At 69.2% G+C, this 17,943-nt stretch carries 15 protein-coding genes; 10 read left to right on the top strand and 5 right to left on the bottom strand.

Annotation, left to right across the window (positions count from 1 at the left end; translation table 11 throughout):
* The first annotated feature begins 9 nt into the window (after window positions 1-9).
* From recQ to SZ55_RS17260, 6 genes are all read left to right on the top strand, one after another.
* On the top strand, window positions 10-2,136 hold the full coding sequence (recQ, locus tag SZ55_RS17285) for a DNA helicase RecQ (RefSeq protein ID WP_044408841.1): 2,127 nt from the start codon (window positions 10-12) through the stop codon (window positions 2,134-2,136).
* Between the two features lie 175 nt (window positions 2,137-2,311).
* Window positions 2,312-3,481, top strand: a complete 1,170-nt coding sequence (locus SZ55_RS17280; RefSeq protein ID WP_044408838.1) for a GGDEF domain-containing protein — start codon at window positions 2,312-2,314, stop codon at window positions 3,479-3,481.
* Between the two features lie 99 nt (window positions 3,482-3,580).
* A complete protein-coding gene (locus SZ55_RS17275; protein ID WP_044408835.1) occupies window positions 3,581-4,591 on the top strand; it encodes a DUF2804 domain-containing protein in 1,011 nt (336 codons plus the stop codon).
* Between the two features lie 79 nt (window positions 4,592-4,670).
* Window positions 4,671-5,105, top strand: coding sequence for a MarR family transcriptional regulator (locus SZ55_RS17270; protein WP_044408832.1), 435 nt, complete (start codon window positions 4,671-4,673; stop codon window positions 5,103-5,105).
* Window positions 5,105-6,508: a DHA2 family efflux MFS transporter permease subunit gene (locus tag SZ55_RS17265; protein WP_044408829.1), complete on the top strand. Its 1,404-nt coding sequence runs from the start codon at window positions 5,105-5,107 to the stop codon at window positions 6,506-6,508. The genes SZ55_RS17270 and SZ55_RS17265 overlap by 1 nt, the downstream gene beginning before the upstream one ends.
* 252 nt (window positions 6,509-6,760) lie before the next feature.
* Complete coding sequence (locus tag SZ55_RS17260; RefSeq protein ID WP_052807622.1) at window positions 6,761-8,965, top strand: FimV/HubP family polar landmark protein; 2,205 nt, start codon at window positions 6,761-6,763, stop codon at window positions 8,963-8,965.
* Window positions 8,966-9,030: 65 nt separating this feature from the next.
* Here SZ55_RS17260 and SZ55_RS17255 read toward each other — a convergent pair whose 3' ends face one another.
* A complete protein-coding gene (locus SZ55_RS17255; protein WP_044408826.1) occupies window positions 9,031-11,223 on the bottom strand; it encodes a patatin-like phospholipase family protein in 2,193 nt (730 codons plus the stop codon).
* 71 nt (window positions 11,224-11,294) lie between these two features.
* Between SZ55_RS17255 and SZ55_RS17250 the strand changes: the two genes are divergently transcribed.
* On the top strand, window positions 11,295-11,579 hold the full coding sequence (locus tag SZ55_RS17250; RefSeq protein ID WP_044408823.1) for a SelT/SelW/SelH family protein: 285 nt from the start codon (window positions 11,295-11,297) through the stop codon (window positions 11,577-11,579).
* Window positions 11,580-11,697: 118 nt separating this feature from the next.
* A complete protein-coding gene (locus tag SZ55_RS28415) occupies window positions 11,698-12,204 on the top strand; it encodes a hypothetical protein (protein WP_044408820.1) in 507 nt (168 codons plus the stop codon).
* Here SZ55_RS28415 and SZ55_RS17240 read toward each other — a convergent pair.
* The 3 genes from SZ55_RS17240 to SZ55_RS17230 form a co-directional block, all read right to left on the bottom strand.
* On the bottom strand, window positions 12,197-13,084 hold the full coding sequence (locus SZ55_RS17240; RefSeq protein WP_044408817.1) for a DMT family transporter: 888 nt from the start codon (window positions 13,082-13,084) through the stop codon (window positions 12,197-12,199). The two genes, SZ55_RS28415 and SZ55_RS17240, sit on opposite strands and share 8 nt — an antisense overlap.
* Complete coding sequence (locus SZ55_RS17235) at window positions 13,081-13,419, bottom strand: tRNA-binding protein (RefSeq protein ID WP_044408814.1); 339 nt, start codon at window positions 13,417-13,419, stop codon at window positions 13,081-13,083. Before SZ55_RS17235 ends, SZ55_RS17240 begins: the two co-directional genes overlap by 4 nt.
* A gap of 82 nt (window positions 13,420-13,501) precedes the next feature.
* Window positions 13,502-14,254 (bottom strand): helix-turn-helix domain-containing protein, encoded by a 753-nt coding sequence (locus SZ55_RS17230; protein WP_082078268.1) that lies wholly within the window; start codon window positions 14,252-14,254, stop codon window positions 13,502-13,504.
* A 135-nt stretch (window positions 14,255-14,389) separates the two neighbouring features.
* On the opposite strand from SZ55_RS17230, the gene SZ55_RS17225 reads away from it, so the two are divergent.
* Both SZ55_RS17225 and SZ55_RS17220 read left to right on the top strand, forming a co-directional pair.
* Window positions 14,390-15,220: a UDP-2,3-diacylglucosamine diphosphatase gene (locus SZ55_RS17225; RefSeq protein ID WP_044408811.1), complete on the top strand. Its 831-nt coding sequence runs from the start codon at window positions 14,390-14,392 to the stop codon at window positions 15,218-15,220.
* The gene (locus tag SZ55_RS17220) at window positions 15,217-16,263 is read left to right on the top strand and encodes a glycosyltransferase family 4 protein (RefSeq protein ID WP_044408808.1); all 1,047 of its coding nucleotides are present in this window, start codon (window positions 15,217-15,219) and stop codon (window positions 16,261-16,263) included. The genes SZ55_RS17225 and SZ55_RS17220 overlap by 4 nt, the downstream gene beginning before the upstream one ends.
* Before the next feature lie 274 nt (window positions 16,264-16,537).
* Here the strand turns inward: SZ55_RS17220 and SZ55_RS17215 are convergent, their stop codons facing one another.
* A complete protein-coding gene (locus tag SZ55_RS17215) occupies window positions 16,538-17,926 on the bottom strand; it encodes an adenylate/guanylate cyclase domain-containing protein (protein WP_044408805.1) in 1,389 nt (462 codons plus the stop codon).
* Window positions 17,927-17,943 lie beyond the last annotated feature (17 nt).

Raw genomic sequence — 17,943 nt, 5'->3', positions numbered from 1 at the left:
GAGACCCCCATGCTCGACCACGCGCTGCGCATCCTCAAAGACGTATTCGGCTACGACGCCTTCCGCGGCAACCAGGCCGCCATCATCGAGCGCGTGGCCCGTGGCGGCGATGCCCTGGTGCTGATGCCCACCGGGGGCGGCAAGTCCCTCTGCTACCAGGTGCCGGCGCTGATGCGCGAGGGCCTGGCGGTGGTGGTTTCGCCGCTGATCGCGCTGATGGACGACCAGGTGGCGACCCTGGAGGAGCTGGGCGTGGCGGCGGTGGCGCTGAACTCCACCCTCGGCGCGGACGAGCAGCGGGAGATCGCCGACCGCATCCGCCGGGGCGAGATCAAGCTGCTCTACCTGGCCCCCGAACGGCTGGTGCAGCCGCGCATGCTGGCGTTCCTGGAGCGCCTGGACATCGCCCTGTTCGCCATCGACGAAGCCCACTGCGTGTCCCAGTGGGGCCACGACTTCCGTCCCGAATACCTGCAACTGGGCCAATTGGCCGAGCTGTTCCCCGGCGTGCCGCGCATCGCGCTGACCGCCACCGCTGACCGCCGCACCCGCGAGGAGATCGTTCAGCGCCTGCACCTGCAGGAGGCGGAGCGCTTCCTGTCGAGCTTCGACCGGCCGAACATCTTTTACCGCATCGTGCCCAAGGACAATCCGCGCAAGCAGTTGCTGGGCTTCCTCGCCGAGCGCAAGGGCGATGCCGGCATCGTCTACTGCCTGTCGCGCAAGAAGGTGGAGGAGGTGGCGGCCTTCCTGTCCGAGCAGGGCTTCCCGGCGCTGCCCTACCACGCGGGCCTGGAGAACGAGCTGCGGGCCTACCACCAGCGGCGCTTCCTCAACGAGGAGGGGCTGATCATGGTGGCGACCATTGCCTTCGGCATGGGCATCGACAAGCCCAACGTGCGCTTCGTGGCCCACATGGACCTGCCGAAATCCCTGGAGGCGTACTACCAGGAGACCGGCCGCGCCGGGCGTGACGGCCTGCCGGCGGACGCCTGGATGGCCTATGGGCTGCAGGACGTGATCTTCCTCAAGCAGATGCTCAATAACTCCGAGGGCGACGAGCGGCACAAGCGCATCGAGCAGCACAAGCTGGAGGCGATGCTGGCGCTCTGCGAGGAGACCCGCTGCCGCCGTCAGGCGCTGCTGGCCTACTTCGACGAGGAGCTGCCGCAGCCCTGTGGGCACTGCGACATCTGCGTCGATGGGGTGCAGACCTGGGACGCCACCGAACCGGCCCGCCAGGCTCTGTCGGCGGTCTACCGCAGTGGCCAGCGCTACGGCGTCGGGCACCTGGTGGACATCCTCCTCGGGCGCGACAACGAGAAGGTGCGCGCCGCGGGCCACCAGCACCTGTCGGTGTTCGGCGTGGGCAAGGCCTTTTCCGAGACGGAGTGGCGCACGCTGTTCCGCCAGCTGGTGGCACGTGGTCTGGCCGACATCGACCTCGAAGGCTTCGGCGGGCTGCGCCTGAGCGAGGCGTGCCGGCCGCTGCTGCGCGGCGAGGTGACCCTGCAGCTGCGCCGCGACCTGTCCACCAAGGCGCCCAAGCCGGCCGCCAGTGCGGCCAGCCAGCTGGTGCGTGCCGACGAGCGCGAGCAGTGGGAGGCGCTGCGTACGCTGCGCCGCAAGCTGGCGGAGGAGCACAGCGTGCCGCCCTACGTCATCTTCCCCGACGCGACCCTGCTGGAGATGCTGCGCAGCCGGCCGTCGAGCCTGTCGGACATGGCGCGGGTCAGCGGCGTGGGCGCACGCAAGCTGGAGCGCTACGGCCAGGCCTTCCTCGAGGTGCTCAATGGCGCCGAAGCCGAGGCGCCCCGCGCCGTGGCGGACCTGCGCCACGAGCTGGTCAGCCTGGCCCGTGCCGGCATGACCCCGGCGCAGATCGCCCGCCAGCTGCAATGCACCGAGAAGAACGTCTATGCGCTGCTGGCCGAAGCCATCGCCGCGCAACAGCTCAGCCTGGAGCAGGCGCTCGACCTGCCCGAGGACACCCTCGGCGAGGTGCAGGACGCCTTCCTCGACGGCGAGGGCGAGCTGCCGCCGGTGGCCGAAGTGGCCCAGCTGCTGGGCGGCCGGGTGCCGGAAGGCGTGCTGTATTGCGTGCGTGCGGCTCTGCAGGCGGAGTTCGAGGCCTGACGCCAGGCGCTCACTTGTAGGCCATCCCGCCGGCTACTAATGTGCAACGTGGCGTGCGCGCAGCCTTCGAGGCGCGCGCAGTCTTCGTCATTCATGTGAGGTGGATGCCCGGAGCGCGCCGACGCTGCATGGCCGGGCGCAGCAGTAGGTCCCGGCCCCATAACAAGAGGTGGCCGTGACCACACCCCATGCCTGGCTGGACGATGTGCGTCCGAATCCCTATGCCGACCAGCTCGCCGTCGGCTTCCGCAAGCTGCGTTTCGTGCGTCCCCTGGAGTACGAGTACCGGCAGTTCTTCCTGGAACAGTCCTTCGACCTCAAGCGCATCGTGCTGCTGCTGTCGCTGCCCATGTGGCTGGCCTTCGCTGTGCTGGATTTCCAGCTGGTGAGCACGGCGGAGCGCTGGTGGATGCTGGCGGTGCGGGTGGTGGTGCTGGTGCTGCTGGTGATCTGTGGCGGCCTGGTGCTGCAACGGCGTCACGTGCACCTGCTGGCGCCCCTCAGCCAGGCGTGCGTCGCCGCGCTGGGGCTGGGGGCGGCAGCGGTGGTGGCCATCGCCCATCGGGTCGATCCGTCGTTTCCCTATGAAGGCTTGCTGCTGGTGTGCATGGCGGCCTACTTCGTGGTGGGCCTGCGCCTGGGGGAGGCGCTGCTGGTGGCGGTGCTGGTGCTCTCGGTTTATGTGGCGCTGGAGCTGTGGGCGGGCCTGCCGCCGGCGCGGCTGGCGAACAACCTGCTGTTCCTGGTCTGCGGCAACCTGCTGGGGGCGGTGGGCGGCTACCTGGTGGAGTACAAGTCCCGCGAGCATTTCCTGGTGAGCCGGCTGATGCGGGTGCTGGCCGACCACGACAGCCTCACCGGCCTGCACAACCGCCGCAGCTTCAACCGGCAGCTGGAGCGGGTCTGGCGGCAGGCACAGCGGGAATCGAGGCCGCTGGCGCTGCTGCTGTGCGACGTGGACCACTTCAAGGCCTACAACGACCTCTATGGCCACCAGCGCGGTGACGTGGCGCTGCAGCGGGTGGCCGGGGTGTTGGAGGATGCGGCGCGGCGCCCCCTGGACATGGCGGTGCGCCTGGGGGGCGAGGAGTTCGCCGTGCTGCTCTACGGCACCCCGGAAGAGGAGGCGCGCCAGCATGCCGAGCGCATCCGCGCTGCGGTGCAGGCCCTGGCGGTGCCCCACGAGGGCTCCAGCACCGGCGCGGTGCTGACCCTGTCCATCGGCCTGGCCTGCCTGGCGCCCGAGGCCGACAGCCCCATCGCCCACCTCTACGCCCTCTACGAACATGCCGACCGGGCGCTGTACCAGGCCAAGGCGTTCGGCCGCAACCAGGTGGTGGCGTGAGACTGGCGTAGATGGTCGCTCCGGCTGGCGCCATGGGTGACTGTGCCGCCGGGAGGGCGGTGCTAGCATCCCTCGCCCCTGAACCGGAGAGCCCGACCCATGGACATGCTGATCGGCCCGGACGGCCAGCCCCGCTACGGCCAGTTCGACACCACCCCGACCCTCATCAACTACCGGGATTTCGACTTCCGCTCGCCCATGGGGCGTCGCCGTGGCGCGTTGGCCAAGTGGCGGCGTTTCCACCAGTTCCAGTACTTCGGGATCATCAGCAACGAGCTGATCGGCGGCTGCGCGCTGGCCAACCTGAGCCTGCTCGGGGTTGGCTTCGTCTACCTGTTCCACCCGGCCAGTGGGCGCATGATCGAACGCCAGTTCAAGCTGCCGCTGGGCTGGGGCACGCGCTTCTCCCAGTCACCCGACAGCGGCACCTGCGAGCTGCGCGTCGGCCGCAACCTGCTGCGACTGGAGAACCAGGCCGAGCGCCGGGAAAAGCGTCTGCGCGTGGAACTGGACGACGGCACCCGTATCGACGCGCTGTTCGCCGAGCAGGACTTCCAGCCCATGGGGTTGTGTACCCCCGCCGGGGCGGACGGCTGGGTCTACGCACGCAAGGTGGCCGGTGTGCCCTGCCAGGGGCGGATCGAGAGCGCGCTGGGGCAGTTCGACCTCGGCACGCTGGGGGCCTACGCCCACCACGACTGGTCGGCCGGCTACATGCGCCCGGAAACGGTGTGGAACTGGGCCTGCCTGTCCGGCGAGGCGGCGGGGATTCGCCTCGGCCTGAACTTGTCTTGCGGGGTCAACGAGACCAGCTTCACCGAGAACTGCTTCTGGCTGGACGGCGAGCTGGTCAAGGTCGACACCGTGCGCTTCGCCTTCGATCGCCAGCAGCCGCTGGAGCCCTGGCACATCACCTCCCATGACGGGCAGGTGGACCTGCGCTTCCGTGGCGAGGGGCTGCACAAGGAACGCCTCAACGCCGGATTCCTGGCCAGCAACTTCAAGCAGATCTTCGGCCGTTTCGACGGCGTTCTCCGCCCCCACGGCCGTCTGGCGATCCCGGTGGAGGGGTTGTGGGGCTTTGTCGAAGATCAATATGTGAAGTGGTAGTTACAGTCTGCGGCTTGCTCCGGATCGCCGCCTATGGTTAGCTCGCTAATTATTAGTTTTGGCTGTCAGAGTCCGTTTCATGTCCCACACCGATCAACACCGCTTCGCCATGCAGCTTGCGCAGATGTCGCGGGCCTGGCGAGCGGAGATGGACCGTCGTCTGGTCGACCTAGGCCTTTCCCAGGCTCGCTGGCTGGTGCTGTTGCACCTGGCCCGCTTCGAAGAACTTCCCACCCAGCGCGAGCTGGCCAAGAGCGTCGGCGTCGAAGGCCCGACGCTGGCGCGCCTGCTCGATAGCCTCGAAGCCCAGGAGCTGGTCCAGCGCCTGGCCGTGGCCGAGGACCGCCGGGCGAAGAAGATCACCCTCTGCCCCAAGGCCAGGCCGCTGATCGAGAAGATCGAGTCGATCTCCAGCCAGCTGCGCCGTGAGGTCTTCACCGGCATCGACGAGGACGAGCTGCGTCGTTGCCAGCAGGTGCACGCGAAGATCCTGGCCAACCTGGAACGGCGCTGATGTCGCAGGACCTCGAGGCCCTGCACACCCGCTACGGTTCCCGCTATCCCCACTGGCTGCTGGCGCTGCTGATGGTGGGCAGCATGGCGATGATCCTCGCCTCCACCAGCATCAACGTGGCCTTGCCGACCCTGATGACGGAGTTCGCCATCGGTCGGCCCATGGCCCAGTGGCTGGCCACGGGCTTTCTCGCTGCGATGACCGCAGGGCTCCTGCTCTCGGCCTGGGCCCAGGCCCGGCTGGGCGCGCGGCGTACCGTCCAGCTCGGCATCGGGCTGTTCATCCTCGCCTCGCTGCTCGCGTTGCTGGCCCAGGCGGCCTGGCAACTCATCGCACTGCGCATTGTCCAGGGCGCCTGTGCCGGGGTCATCCAGCCCCTGGCGATGGTGCTGATCTTCCGCGTGTTCGCCGATGGCGGGCGCGGCATGGCCCTGGGCAGCTACGGCCTGGGGGTGATGGTGGCGCCGACCCTCGGCCCCACCATCGGTGGCTACTTGATTGATCACTTCGGCTGGCAGGCGGTGTTCTGGCTGCCGCTGCCCATGTGCGTGGCGGCGCTGGTCGGCGCGCAATGGCTGATGCCCAGCGACCGCAACCGGCAGACGCCGGGCGTGGACCTGCTGGCCTTCGGCTTCCTTTGTGTGGCGCTGTTCGCCCTGCTCGGCGCCCTGGCCGAAGCCCAGCGCTTCGGCTGGCTGGCACCGTCGTGCTGGGTACCCGGGCTGCTGGGGATCACCGCAGTCGGCGGATTTGCCTGGCGCAGCCGGGTGTCGACCCGGCCGCTGTTGCCGATGCGCCTGTGGCGTCATGTCGCGTTCCGCAAGGCCAGCTGGGTGGCCCTGGCATTGGGCCTCGGGCTGTACGGCTCCACCTACCTGATCCCGCTCTACCTGCAGACCGTCGATGGCTACAGCGCCGGGCGTGCCGGGCTGCTCCTGTTGCCCACCGGGGTGGTGCTGGGGCTGGCGTCGTTCGCCGGTGGCTGGCTGAGTGATCGGCTGTCGGCCGCCGCGTTGCTGGTGGGCGGCCTGATGGTGTTCGCCCTGTCCTGCTTCGGCCTGGGGCTGGTGGGGGAGGGGGCGAGCTTCCTAGTGCTGTGCTTCTGGGCCTGCGTCGGCCGTCTCGGCCTGGGCCTGCTGCTGCCGGCCCTGAGCACCGGCTCGCTGGACGTGCTGAGTGCCGAGGAACTGGCCCAGGGCGCCGGCGCCATCACCTTCGTGCGCCAGCTGGGCGGCGCATTCGGGGTCAACCTGGTGACCTTCTTCCTCGAGTGGCGGCACCTGTCAGGCGGCGGTGATCACGCGGCCAATGCCTGGGCCTTCCAGCAGACCTTTTGGCTGGTAACGCTGCTTTTCCTGCTGGCGATCTGGCCCGCCCTGGGCGTGCGCGCGACAAAAGCCTGACGAAGCCGCTATAACCGCCCAGCGGTTGTGTGAATTCCGTCACTTTCATGACGAAAATCCAGTAAGATTCGTCCGTAATGGCCCGATGCCTTTACTTAGGGCGTTTCGGGAAATTGCATCCATACTAGTTTCAGCCGGGTTACACAGGGATCGGCCCGACATCACATCGTTCAATGCCAACGCCCGCTTTGGCCATTCCATGGATCGTGGAGTCGTCGTGGCGTTCGAGCCGGCATGACCGGGGGAGGGCTCATGGCTCGAGTCAACAAGTTCCTGGTGGCGCTCGCCTCGGGACCGCTGCTTTATTCAGGCCTGGCGTCGGCGCTGGGCCTGGGCGACATCACCCTGCATTCCGCGCTCAACCAGCCGCTGGAGGCGGACATCGAGCTGCTGGACCTGGGCGACCTGGGGGAAAGCGACATCAAGGTCAGCCTGGCGCCGAACGAGGTGTTCGAGCGCTCGGGGGTCGAGCGCTTCATCTTCCTCAACGACCTGCGTTTCAGCCCGATGATCCGTGGCAGCCGGGGCCACATTCGCGTGGCGTCGAGCAAGCCGGTGCGCGAGCCCTACCTGAATTTCATCGTCGAAGTGGCGCGACCCAACGGGCGCCTGCTGCGCGAGTACACCCTGCTGCTGGATCCGCCGGAGTCCTCGGCCTACCGACCGGTGTCTGCGCCCCTGGCGGATGCCCGTACCGCCAGCGCCCGGCCGACCCAGGCAGTGCCGGCCGCGCCCCGCGAGGCGCCCCCGGCCACCCAGGGCAAGCGCTACACCGTGGCCCGTGGCGACAGCCTCTGGGGCATCGCCCAGCGCCTGAGCGCCGGCAGTGGCATGAGCACGGCGCAGATGATGAACGGCATCCACGCCCTCAATGCCGCGGCCTTCGCCAATGGCGATCCGAACCGCCTGAGCGTCGGCCAGAGCCTGCTGCTGCCGGATGCCGCGCGTGCCGAGCCGGCTGCGCCGGTGGCCCCGGTGTCCGCCCCCGACAGCCTGCGCCTGTCCGAGCCCGATGCCCCGGTCGCGCCCAATGCCCCGGCTCCCCACGAGCTGCCGCAGCAACTGGCCGAGGTGCAGCGTCGCGTCGACACCGAACTGGCCAACAGCGAGAGCGAGCGCCTGCAGCTGCGCCAGGACATCGCCGACCTGCAGCTGAAGCTGGAATCGCTGCAGCAGCTGATGGCGGAAAAGGATGCCCAGCTGGCGAGCCTGAAAGGGGCCCTCCAGCAGGGCGCCGTTGCGCAGCCTCCGGCCGAGCCCGTCGCACCCGCTGCCACCACCGATACGCCCCCCGCCGAGCAACCGGCTGCACAGCCCCAGGCCGAAGCGGCTCCGGCGCCGGCCCAGCCGAGCGCAGTGCCCAGCGTCGAGCCCGAGGACACCGGCCTGTTCACCTGGCCCAACAGCCTGCTGTTCCTCGGCGTGCCGGCCATCCTGCTGGCGCTTCTGCTGCTGGTCGCGCGTCGGCGCAGGCCCGCGCCTGACGACACGCCGGCCGAGCCGGTGATTGCCCCGGCAACGGAGCAGCAGCGTCCCCGCGCCACCGTCACTCCGCTGGTGCGCCCGGCTGCGCCTGCCGTCGCCACCCCGGTGGAGGCCCCCGTCGCCCCGGCGGCCCGGGCCGAAGCCCCGCTGTCGGCACCCCGCCCGTCCAGCGATTCCCTGGACGGCGCGAACATCTACATCGCCTACGGGCGCTTCCGCGATGCCGAGTCGGCGCTGCGCACCGCCATCGTCCAGGAGCCGCGTCGCACCGACCTGCGCCTGCGCCTGCTGGAGGTACTGGGTGAGCTGGGCGAGTCCGCCGCGTTCGCCAGCGAGGCGCACACCCTGGCCGAGATGGGCATGGAGCCGGCGCGCATCGATGCGATCAAGGCGCGCTACCCCGCTGTCGATGTGCCGTCCGAGGCGGCGCCGATGCTGGAGGAGACCACCTTCATCCTCAACGAGACGCCCCTGGTCGACGAAGCGCCCAGCGCCCCGCGCAACGGCCTGGACGACGAGTTCACCGACGAGTTCCAGCTCAACCTCGCCGACCTGCCCCTGGATGCCGATTGGGACAGCCTCAGCCCGTTCAAGCCCGATGCGCCCAAGGGCCGTGCGGCGCGTGATGCCGAAAGCACGGCGAAGGCACCGGAGCCGGTGGTGGACCCGTCGTTCAAGAGCAACCTCCACGAGCTGCCCGAAGTGTTCGAGCTGGATCACCTGGGCGAACCGGAAGAAGCCGAGCCGCTGCCCCTGGCCGAGGCTGACGAGGAACTGGTGTTCGACCTGGGCGACGACGACCTGGATCACCTGGCCGCGCGCCAGGAGAACATCATGCGGCTCAACCTGGCCCTGGCCTACATCGACCAGGGCGACATGGAAAGCGCCTGCAACATCCTCAACGAGGTCATCGACCAGGGCGACGAGGAGCAGAAGCAGGAAGCCCGCGAGCTGCTCGCGCGGATCGCCTGATCACGCCCCACCTCCAACCGGCGCCCCAGGGCGCCGGTTTTCTTTGCGCTGTCGTCAGCCCTGGCTCAGAACGTCCGCCCCAGGTTGAGGTAGAGCGCCCGCTCGGCGGCATCGTTGAGGCCGTAGCTGAAGTCCAGTGGGCCCAGGGGCGTGTCGAAGCTGACGAACAGGCTGCCGGCGTTGATGTAGCCGCTGTCGAAGCTGTTGTCCCGGTTCCACGCGCGGCCGCGCTCCAGGCTGGCGCCCACGTAGAAGGGGAAGTCCAGCGGCAGGAACGAGCGCTGGGTCATGCGCCGGTAGTAGATCGCCCGCGCCAGGCTGATGTTCTGCCCGGCCACCGAGTTCTCGCGGAAGCCCGACAGCTGGCGCGCACCGCCCAGCTGGAAGCTGGAGAGCACCACCTCGGTGCTGTCCAGGGTGCGCCCGTAGCGGCCGCCCAGCACCAGGGTGTCGGGGCCCCGGGTGAAGGCCTTGTCCAGGCTGAGTTCCCACTGCCGGTAGCGGTCGTCGGCGCCCAGGCTGGGGTCGAACTGGCGCACGGTGAGCTTGATGTCCTCCCCGCTGTGGGGGTAGTCGACGTTGTCCAGGGTGTCGAAGGAGTACTTCGCCTCGTAGTAGCCGTTGCTGAAGCTGAAGCTGGGCAGGCGCCGGTCACCGATGCGCACGTCGGCCTCGCCCCATTCCTGGCCGATGCCGAGGCGCAGTTCGCCGTTGTTGGCGATCTGCCGGCCCAGGTTGAAGCCGTAGCCGTAGCGCTGCAGGCGGTATTCGGCGATGGGGTCGTTATCCAGCGCGGCTTCGATGTTCTGTGCCGAGGCCGCCAGGTAGGGCGCGACGAAGTAGCGCGAGCCGTAGTCCAGCGGCTGGTAGAACTCGCTGTAGAGCACCTGCTCGCTGCCGATCTGGGCCCGGGTCAGCCATTCGGCGCCCAGGTCGTTGAGGCCGTTCACCCGGTAGCTGGCGCCGAGGTTGTAGGTGCCGCCGCCGCGCATGTCGTCGGAGAGGTTCAGGCCCAGGCGCAGGTAGTCGGTGCCGTTGCGCTTGCCCCGGGCGCTGATCACCAGGGTGTTGCCGTCCTTGTGCTTGACCACGCGGTAATGCACCTGCTCGAAGTAGTCGAGGCCGTAGAGGGTGCCCATGTCGGCCTGCAGGCGGGCGAGGTCCAGGGGCTCGCCGAGCTCCTGGCGGATCTGCCGGCGGATCACTTCGTCGCCCACCTTGGAGTCGTTCTCCACCTGGATGCGGGTGATCACCGGGCGTCGCTCTCCCGGTTGGCGCGCCTGCACCAGTTCCGCGTCCTGGCCGGGGCGGGTATCCCGGCGCAGCGTCGCCAGGCGGGCCTGGAGGATGGTGGCGGCCCGGTAGCCGGCGTCGATCACTTCGCGGGCGTGGCTGAAGTCGGTAGCGCTGTAGCCGGCCAGGGGCGGCTGCACGAGGATGTCGTCGGGGCCGAGGGTGGCGAGCTGCGCCTCGGAGTTGCGCCGGGTCATCAGCGTCACCGACTGGTTGAGCACGTCCACCACGGTGGTCAGCTCCTTGCGGCTGCGCAGGGGCGTGCCGATGTCGACGGTGATCACCCGGTCCACGCCCATCTCCCGCGCCACGTCCACCGGGATGTTGTCCACCATGCCGCCGTCCACCAGCAGGCGCCCGTCCACTTCCACTGGGGCGAACACCGCCGGGATCGACATGCTGGCGCGGATGGCCTGGGGCAGGTGGCCCTTGCGGAACACCACCTTCTCGCCGGTGGAGATGTCGGTGGCCACGGCGCGGAAGGGGATCCCCAGGCGGTCGAAGTCCCGGGTGTCGCTGGTGTGCACCAGCAGGCTCTCCAGCAGCAGCGCGAGGTTCTGGCCCTGGATCACCCCGAGTGGCAGGCCCAGGCTGCCGTCGTCGCGGAAGCTGAGCTTCTGCTTCACCAGGAAGTCGCGGTCGTCCTGCTTGCGGCGGAAGGGCACGTCCTCCCGCGCGGGGGCGTCGGAGAGGGCCTGGCGCCAGTCCAGGGTCAGCGCCAGCTTCTCCAGCTCCTCCACGCTGTAGCCGGAGGCATAGAGCCCGCCGATCACCGCGCCCATGCTGGTGCCGGCGATGGCATCGATGTGGATGCCCTGCTCCTCCAGCGCCTTGAGCACGCCGATGTGGGCCAGCCCGCGGGCGGCGCCGCCGGAGAGCACCAGGCCGACGCGGGGCCGTGCAGCATCGGCCACGGCGCAGCAGGTGGTGAGCAGGAGGGTGAGGGCGAGGAGCACGCGGCGCATAACGCTTCCCTGGTCAGGCGGGGGAAAAAGGCCGCTATTATAGGCGCCCGCCCGACTGCCCCGAGCCTGAAATGAGCGCTGCCAAGCCCGAGATCGTCATCACCTATTGCACCCAGTGCCAGTGGCTGCTGCGTGCCGCCTGGCTGGCCCAGGAGCTGCTCAGCACCTTCTCCGACGACCTCGGCCGGGTGGCGCTGGAGCCCGGCACCGGTGGCGTGTTCCGCATCACCTGCGATGGCGTGGAGATCTGGGAGCGCAAGGCCGACGGCGGCTTCCCCGAGGCCAAGGTGCTCAAGCAGCGGGTCCGCGACCGCATCGACCCGGCCCGTGACCTGGGCCACAACGACCGCCCCTGAGCGGCATGTATCAGAACGTTTACCGCCCCTTTACACAGCACTGACCGCGTATCGACCGGGCGCGGCGAATAATTCGCCCGTGGCCGCCGTATGCGGCTGTCCTGCGATGAGGTGAGCGATGTCGGTGAAACGAACCCTGGTCCTGGCGCTCGTGGCGCTGGGTCTGTCCACCCAGGTGCTGGCCGGTCCGCCCGGCCCGGGCGGTCCCGGTGGGCCGGGGCCTGGCGGCCATGGCTGGGGCAACTGGGGGCCAGGCCCGGGAGGCGGCCATGGCCACGGGCTGCCGGACGGAGCCCGCGAACTGTGGATCGGCAGCATGCTGTACTTCGTTGCCGCCGGTTCCTACTACCTGTGGAACAGCACGGCACAACGCTACGAGGTGGTCGCCCCGCCGCCCACGGTGCAGGGCAACAGCGTGGCCAGCTACGAAGTGATCGCCTACCCGGCCAACGGCCAGAGCGTCGACCAGCAGGGCCGTGATCGCTACGAGTGCCACGGCTGGGCCGTCGGCCAGAGTGGCTTCGACCCCGCCACCGCGACGCGCCCGGTGGGCGCCGAGGCCACCGAGCGCTACCGCCGGGCCCTGGGCGCCTGCCTGGCCGGGCGCGGCTACAGCGTCAACTGACCTGGCGTTGCCTGGCTGCGCCGTCCACTGGCGGTGCAGCCCGGGCGGGCAGGGCAATGGCGGCGATGATCAGCACGCCGCCCACCAGCATCCGCAGGGACGGCTCCTCACTGAACAGCCACCAGGCGAAGGCGATGCCGTAGACCGGCTCCAGGGCGAAGATCACCGCCGTGGTCCGTGCCTTGAGCACCTTCAGGCTGGCCACGAACAGGCTGTGGGCGAGGCCGGTGCAGAGCACGCCGAGCAGGCCGATCCACAGCCAGTCCAGCGCGCGGGGCTCGGCGAGGCTCGGCCACACCGGCAACACCAGCAGCCCGACGATGGTGAGGTTCTGCCAGAGCGCGGCGTGCACCGGGTCCAGCCCCCGGGTGGTGGCGCGGTTGAGCAGCGACAGCAGGGCGAACAGCAAGCCGGAGAGCACGGCGGCGATCAGCCCCTGGGTGGCATCGCTGGCCAGATCGAACTCCGGCGTCACCAGCACCAGGCCGACGCTCACCAGGGCCACCACCAGCACTTCGCGCAGGTGGATGCGTTCGCGGAACAGCAACGCCTCCAGCAACAGGGTGAAGGCCGGGAAGCTGGCGAAGCCGAGGGTGGCGATGGCCACGCCGCCGACCTTCACCGCCTGGAAGAACAGCACCCAGTGCCCGCCCAGCAGCAGGCCGCCCAGCAGCAGCGCGGGCAACTGGCGCCGCCCCGGCCGTGCGCCGCGGTCACCGCCGACGAAGCGGGCGAACAGCGCCAGGGCGAGGACGGCGAACGCCGCGCGACCCAAGGTGATCACCATCGGCGAGGTTTCCGCCAGCTTGCCGAAGATGCCGGAAAGGCCGAACAGCAGGGCGCCCAGGTGGATGGCGAGCAGGGCGTTGCGCGGCGTCATGCCAGGCGTGCGCCGTTGGGCAGGGGCTTGTCGAAGCTGGCCAGCACCACCTTCCCCTCGGCGTCATAGACGCCGGTGACCAGCACCTCGGAGCGGACGCCGGCGACGCGCTTGGGGGCGAAGTTGCAGACGCACAGCACCTGCCGGCCCACCAGCTCTTCGGCGGAATAGTGGGCGGTGAGCTGGGCGCTGGAGGTCTTCAGGCCCAGTTCGCCCAGGTCCACCTCCAGCACGTAGGCGGGCTTGATGGCCTTGGGATTGGGCTGGGCGGAGCGGATGGTGCCGACGCGCAGGTCAACGTTCAGGAAGTCTTCCCATTCGATGGTGGTGGTCATGCTGATCCCCAGTGGAACGATGGCGGCAGTCTAGAGGCTCGTGCCGCCGATGTCTGTCGCGGGGCTCGCGGGCTTTGTCGCGCTACTCGCGCTGGCGGCGCAGGGCGCGGGGCGTGGTGCCCAGGCCACGGGAGAGGGCGGCGGTGAAGGCGCTCTGGGAGCTGTAGCCGACCCGCGCGGCGATCTCGCCCACCGGCAGGTTGCTCTCCAGCAGCAGGCGACGCCCCTGCAGCAGGCGGCGGGTGCGCAGGTAGTCCATGGGCGTCTGCCCGGTGGCATCGAGGAAGCGGCGGTGGAAGCGCGCCACCGAGAGCCCGCAGAGGCGCGCCAGGTCGGCGACCTGCAGCGGGCGGTTGAGGTGGCTGTCGAGGTGGGCATCCAGGGCCGCGAGGGGCAGTTCGCCGGGTGCCTCGCATGCGCCGTTGGGTGCCACCAGGCTGGCCAGCAGCAGGCCGACGCCCTGGTTGGCGATCACCGCGTCGTTGATCGGGCTGGCCGCCAGCCAGCCCACCAGCTGGCTCTGGTTCGGGTCCAGGCGCAGGGCGCCGGGGCGCTCCAGCAGGCGCCGGCTGGCGTCGTAGTGATGACCGAGGGTGTGTTTCAGCCAGGCATCGTCGGGCACGTCCAGCACCAGGCACAGGCTGCCGCGCGGGCTGCCGCAGGCGTGGTGCTCGCCAGGCGGGACCACCGCCAGTTGCTGGCGCTCGACGCGGGTGCCCAGGCTGCCCACTTCGAAATCCAGGCTGCCGCTGAGGCCGAACACCAGCTGGGCGTGGTCGTGGCTGTGGGCGAGCAGGTCGTGGGTGTAGCGGCGCAGGCTCAGCATGGGCTTCATGGGGCGGTCCTCGGCGAGGCGGCCAGTCTACCTGCTGGCGCTGGCGGCCGCAGTGTCATCGTTTTGCAGCCTGCCGGTCACCTGCACTTCACCACCTCCGCGCAAGATCCGGGAAAAGCCGCTGGAGGCCACACGATGAGCAGTGTCGAACGCCTGGAGCCGGTTGACCCGGCACGCCCCCGCAAGCAGCGGGTGAGAACCCTGTGGATCTCCGACGTGCACCTGGGCACGCGGGACTGCCAGGCCGAGCACCTGGCGCGCTTCCTCAAGCGCCACCATGCCGACCGCATCTACCTGGTGGGCGACATCATCGATGGCTGGAAGCTGCGCGGCGGCATCTACTGGCCCCAGGCGCACACCAACGTGATCCGCCGCCTGCTGACCATGAGCAAGCGCGGCACCGAGGTGATCTACGTCACCGGCAACCACGACGAGTTCCTGCGCCGCTACTCCAGCCTGATGCTCGGCAACATCCAGCTGGTGGACGAGGCGATCCACGAGACCGCCGATGGCCGCCGCCTGCTGGTGATCCACGGTGACCAGTTCGACGTCATCACCCGCTACCACAAGTGGCTGGCCTTCCTCGGCGACTCGGCCTACGAGTTCACCCTGACCCTCAACCGCTGGCTCAACCACTGGCGCGAGCGCTGGGGCTACGGCTACTGGTCGCTGTCGGCCTTCCTCAAGCACAAGGTGAAGAGTGCGGTGAACTTCATCAGCGACTTCGAGGAGTCCATCGCCCACGAGTGCGTCAAGCGCGGGCTGGACGGTGCGGTGTGTGGCCACATCCACCACGCCGAGATCCGTCGGGTGGGGGAGGTGGAGTACATGAACTGCGGTGACTGGGTGGAGTCCTGCACGGCGCTGATCGAGCACTGGGACGGCACCATCGAGCTCTACCGCCTGGCCGAGGACCAGGCGCGCCAGGCCGAGGCCCGGGCGCCGGCCCTCGAGTCCGCTGCATGAGGATCCTCATCGTCAGCGATGCCTGGGCACCCCAGGTCAATGGCGTGGTCACCAGCCTGCAGGCACTGGTGGCCGAACTGCGCGGGCTCGGCCACCTGGTCAAGCTGCTGTCGCCGCGGGACTTCCGCGCCGTGCCCTGTCCCACCTATCCGGAGATTCCGCTGGTGTGGGACCTGTGGCGGGKGGGGGCGGCGATCCGCGACTTCCGCCCGGACTGCGTGCACCTCGCCACCGAGGGGCCGTTGGGCTGGGCGGCACGGCGCTGGCTGGTGAAGCGCGGCCTGGCTTTTTCCAGCGCGGTGCATACGCGCTTTCCCGAATACGTCCACACGCGCTGGCGGCAGGTGCCGCTGGCCTGGGGCTACGCGGTGCTGCGGGCTTTCCACCGGCCCAGCCAGACGGTGCTGGTGACCACCGAGCGTTTGCGCGAGGAGCTGGGCGGCCACGGGCTGACGCGGCTTTCGCTGTGGCGCAAGGGCGTGGACACGGCACGTTTCCATCCCCGGCCGGAGATGCCCAGGCCGCTGCGCCCGGTGTTCCTCTACGTCGGCCGCATTGCCCCGGAGAAGAACCTGCGGGCCTTCCTCGACCTGGACCTGCCCGGCGAGAAGTGGCTGGTGGGCGATGGCCCCCAGCGCGCCGAGCTGGAGGTGGCCTATCCCCAGGCGCGCTTCCTCGGCTACCGCCATGGCGAGGCGCTGGCCGAGGCCTATGCGTCGGCCAGCGTGCTGGTGTTCCCCTCGCGTACCGACACCTATGGACTGGTGATGCTGGAGGCGCTGGCCTGCGGCACGCCGGTGGCGGCCTTCCCCGTGCCGGGACCGCTGGACGTGCTGGAGGCGGGCGTCACCGGGGTGATGGACGAGGACCTGGAAGGCGCCTGCCTGCGCGCGCTGGAGCTGGACCGTGGTGTCTGCGCCGAGCGGGCGGCGCGGCTGTCCTGGCGGGCGTCGGCGCTGGAGTTCCTGGCCCGGCAGCCGCTGCTGGACGGTGAGCTGTGCGGCGAGGCCGTGGCGCAGCCCGGGGTTCAGGGCGCGTCGTAGCGGGGCGTGTGTTGTGCTGGCGAGGGTTGATCGCGAATGAATTCGCTCCCACCGGGTGTTGCCAGGTGGGTTGGGACAATCCCGGCCGCTACGTACGGGGCATTGATGCGGTTCGCTGAGCTCACCGCATCCTACGGGCCGGCCCTGTGTGCCTTGGCCATGGAATGTGGGGGGGCTACCGCGAATCCCCGCGCGATGACTGATCGCGAACGAATTGGCCGGGCGGCGCCATGAAAAAAGCCGCCCTGGGGCGGCCTTCGGGTGACTGTTTCGGTCAGAGGATGACCTTGTCGCGCAACTTTTCGGCGGCGGCCTGGAGGGCCTGGATGACCTTTTCCTTGTCGTAGTTCTGGATGCCGTTGGTGTCCAGGTACATGGAGAACCCCGGCAGCTCGTGCTCGACGTAGCTGGAGGTGGCACCCAGGTCGCGGCGGAAGTCGACCACCTGGTAGATCTGCACCGGGCGGGCGAAGCCCTTGACGCTGATCTGGCCCTTGTCGCGGCACATGATCACGTCTTTCACCAGCGAGTAGGTCTCGTGGGAGATGAGGATCTCGCCGGCTTCGGAGGCGCTTTCCAGGCGGCTGGCGAGGTTCACGTCGCGGCCGATGATGGTGTAGTCCATGCGCGTGTCGGCGCCGAAGTTGCCCACGGTGCAGTAGCCGGTGTTCAGGCCCATGCGGATCTCCAGGGGCTTGGTGATGCCCTGGGCTCGCCACTGCTGGCGCAGCACCTTCATGTGCTTGCGCATGGCGATGGCCATGGACACGGCGGCCACGGCGTCCTTCTTGGCACCCTGGGTGGTGGGGTCGCCGAAGAACACCATGACGCAGTCGCCGACGAACTTGTCGATGGTACCGCCGTACTTGAGGGCGATCTTCGACATTTCGTTGAGGTAGTTGTTGAGCAGGTCGGTCAGGGCCTCGGCTTCCAGCTCCTCGGACAGCTCGGTGAAGCCCTTGATGTCGGAGAAGAACACGGTGAGCTTCTTGCGCTGGGTTTCCAGGCGCACGTGGCGCTTGCCGCTGAAGATCATTTCCCAGACCTGGGGCGACAGGTATTTGGCGAGGTTGCGGGCCAGGCGCGCGGCCTTTTCCTGCTCCTGCTTGATCTCGCTGCGCGCCAGCGCCAGGCGCAGGCCCTGCTGGTGCACGAAGAAGGCGGTGATGCAGACGTAGAGCGTGGTGAAGCAGATGCTGACGAAGGCCACCAGCGTGGGGGTGCCGGTCTTCAGGTCGGGGTGGGCGACCACGGTGGTCAGCACCGTGCCGCTGGCGGCTACCAGCAGCGCCAGGCCGAGGTGGCGCAGGCCGCCGACGATCAGTGCGCTGAAGGCGAGCGTCAGCATGAACATCAGGCTGGGCACGGTGGAGAACCCCAGCAAGGCAGCGCCGGAGCCTGCGTGCAGGGCGTCGAGGAACAGCAGCACCAGGTGCGTCTTCTCCGGGTGCTCGCGCTTGAAGCGCAGGCTCAGGTGGTGGGCCAGGTGCGGGTAGAGCAGGGCGTAGGGGACCATCCACAGCACGTCGAAGCCGAAGTGCTGGGTGTAGCTGCCGGCGGCGATGGTGGCAGCGGTGGCGATGTAGGCCAGGACGCGGGAGTAGTACTCGCGCAGGGGTAACGTCGGAAGACTGCTAGGCCGATCGGTGGAGGCTGACTTCATTGTTGCGACGATCCCTG

Source organism: Pseudomonas sp. FeS53a, from assembly GCF_000931385.1.
GTDB classification, from domain to species: Bacteria; Pseudomonadota; Gammaproteobacteria; order Pseudomonadales; family Pseudomonadaceae; genus Metapseudomonas; species Metapseudomonas otitidis.
Note: the sequence above shows the minus strand (reverse complement) of the source record. Positions and strands in the feature narration are given on the sequence as shown.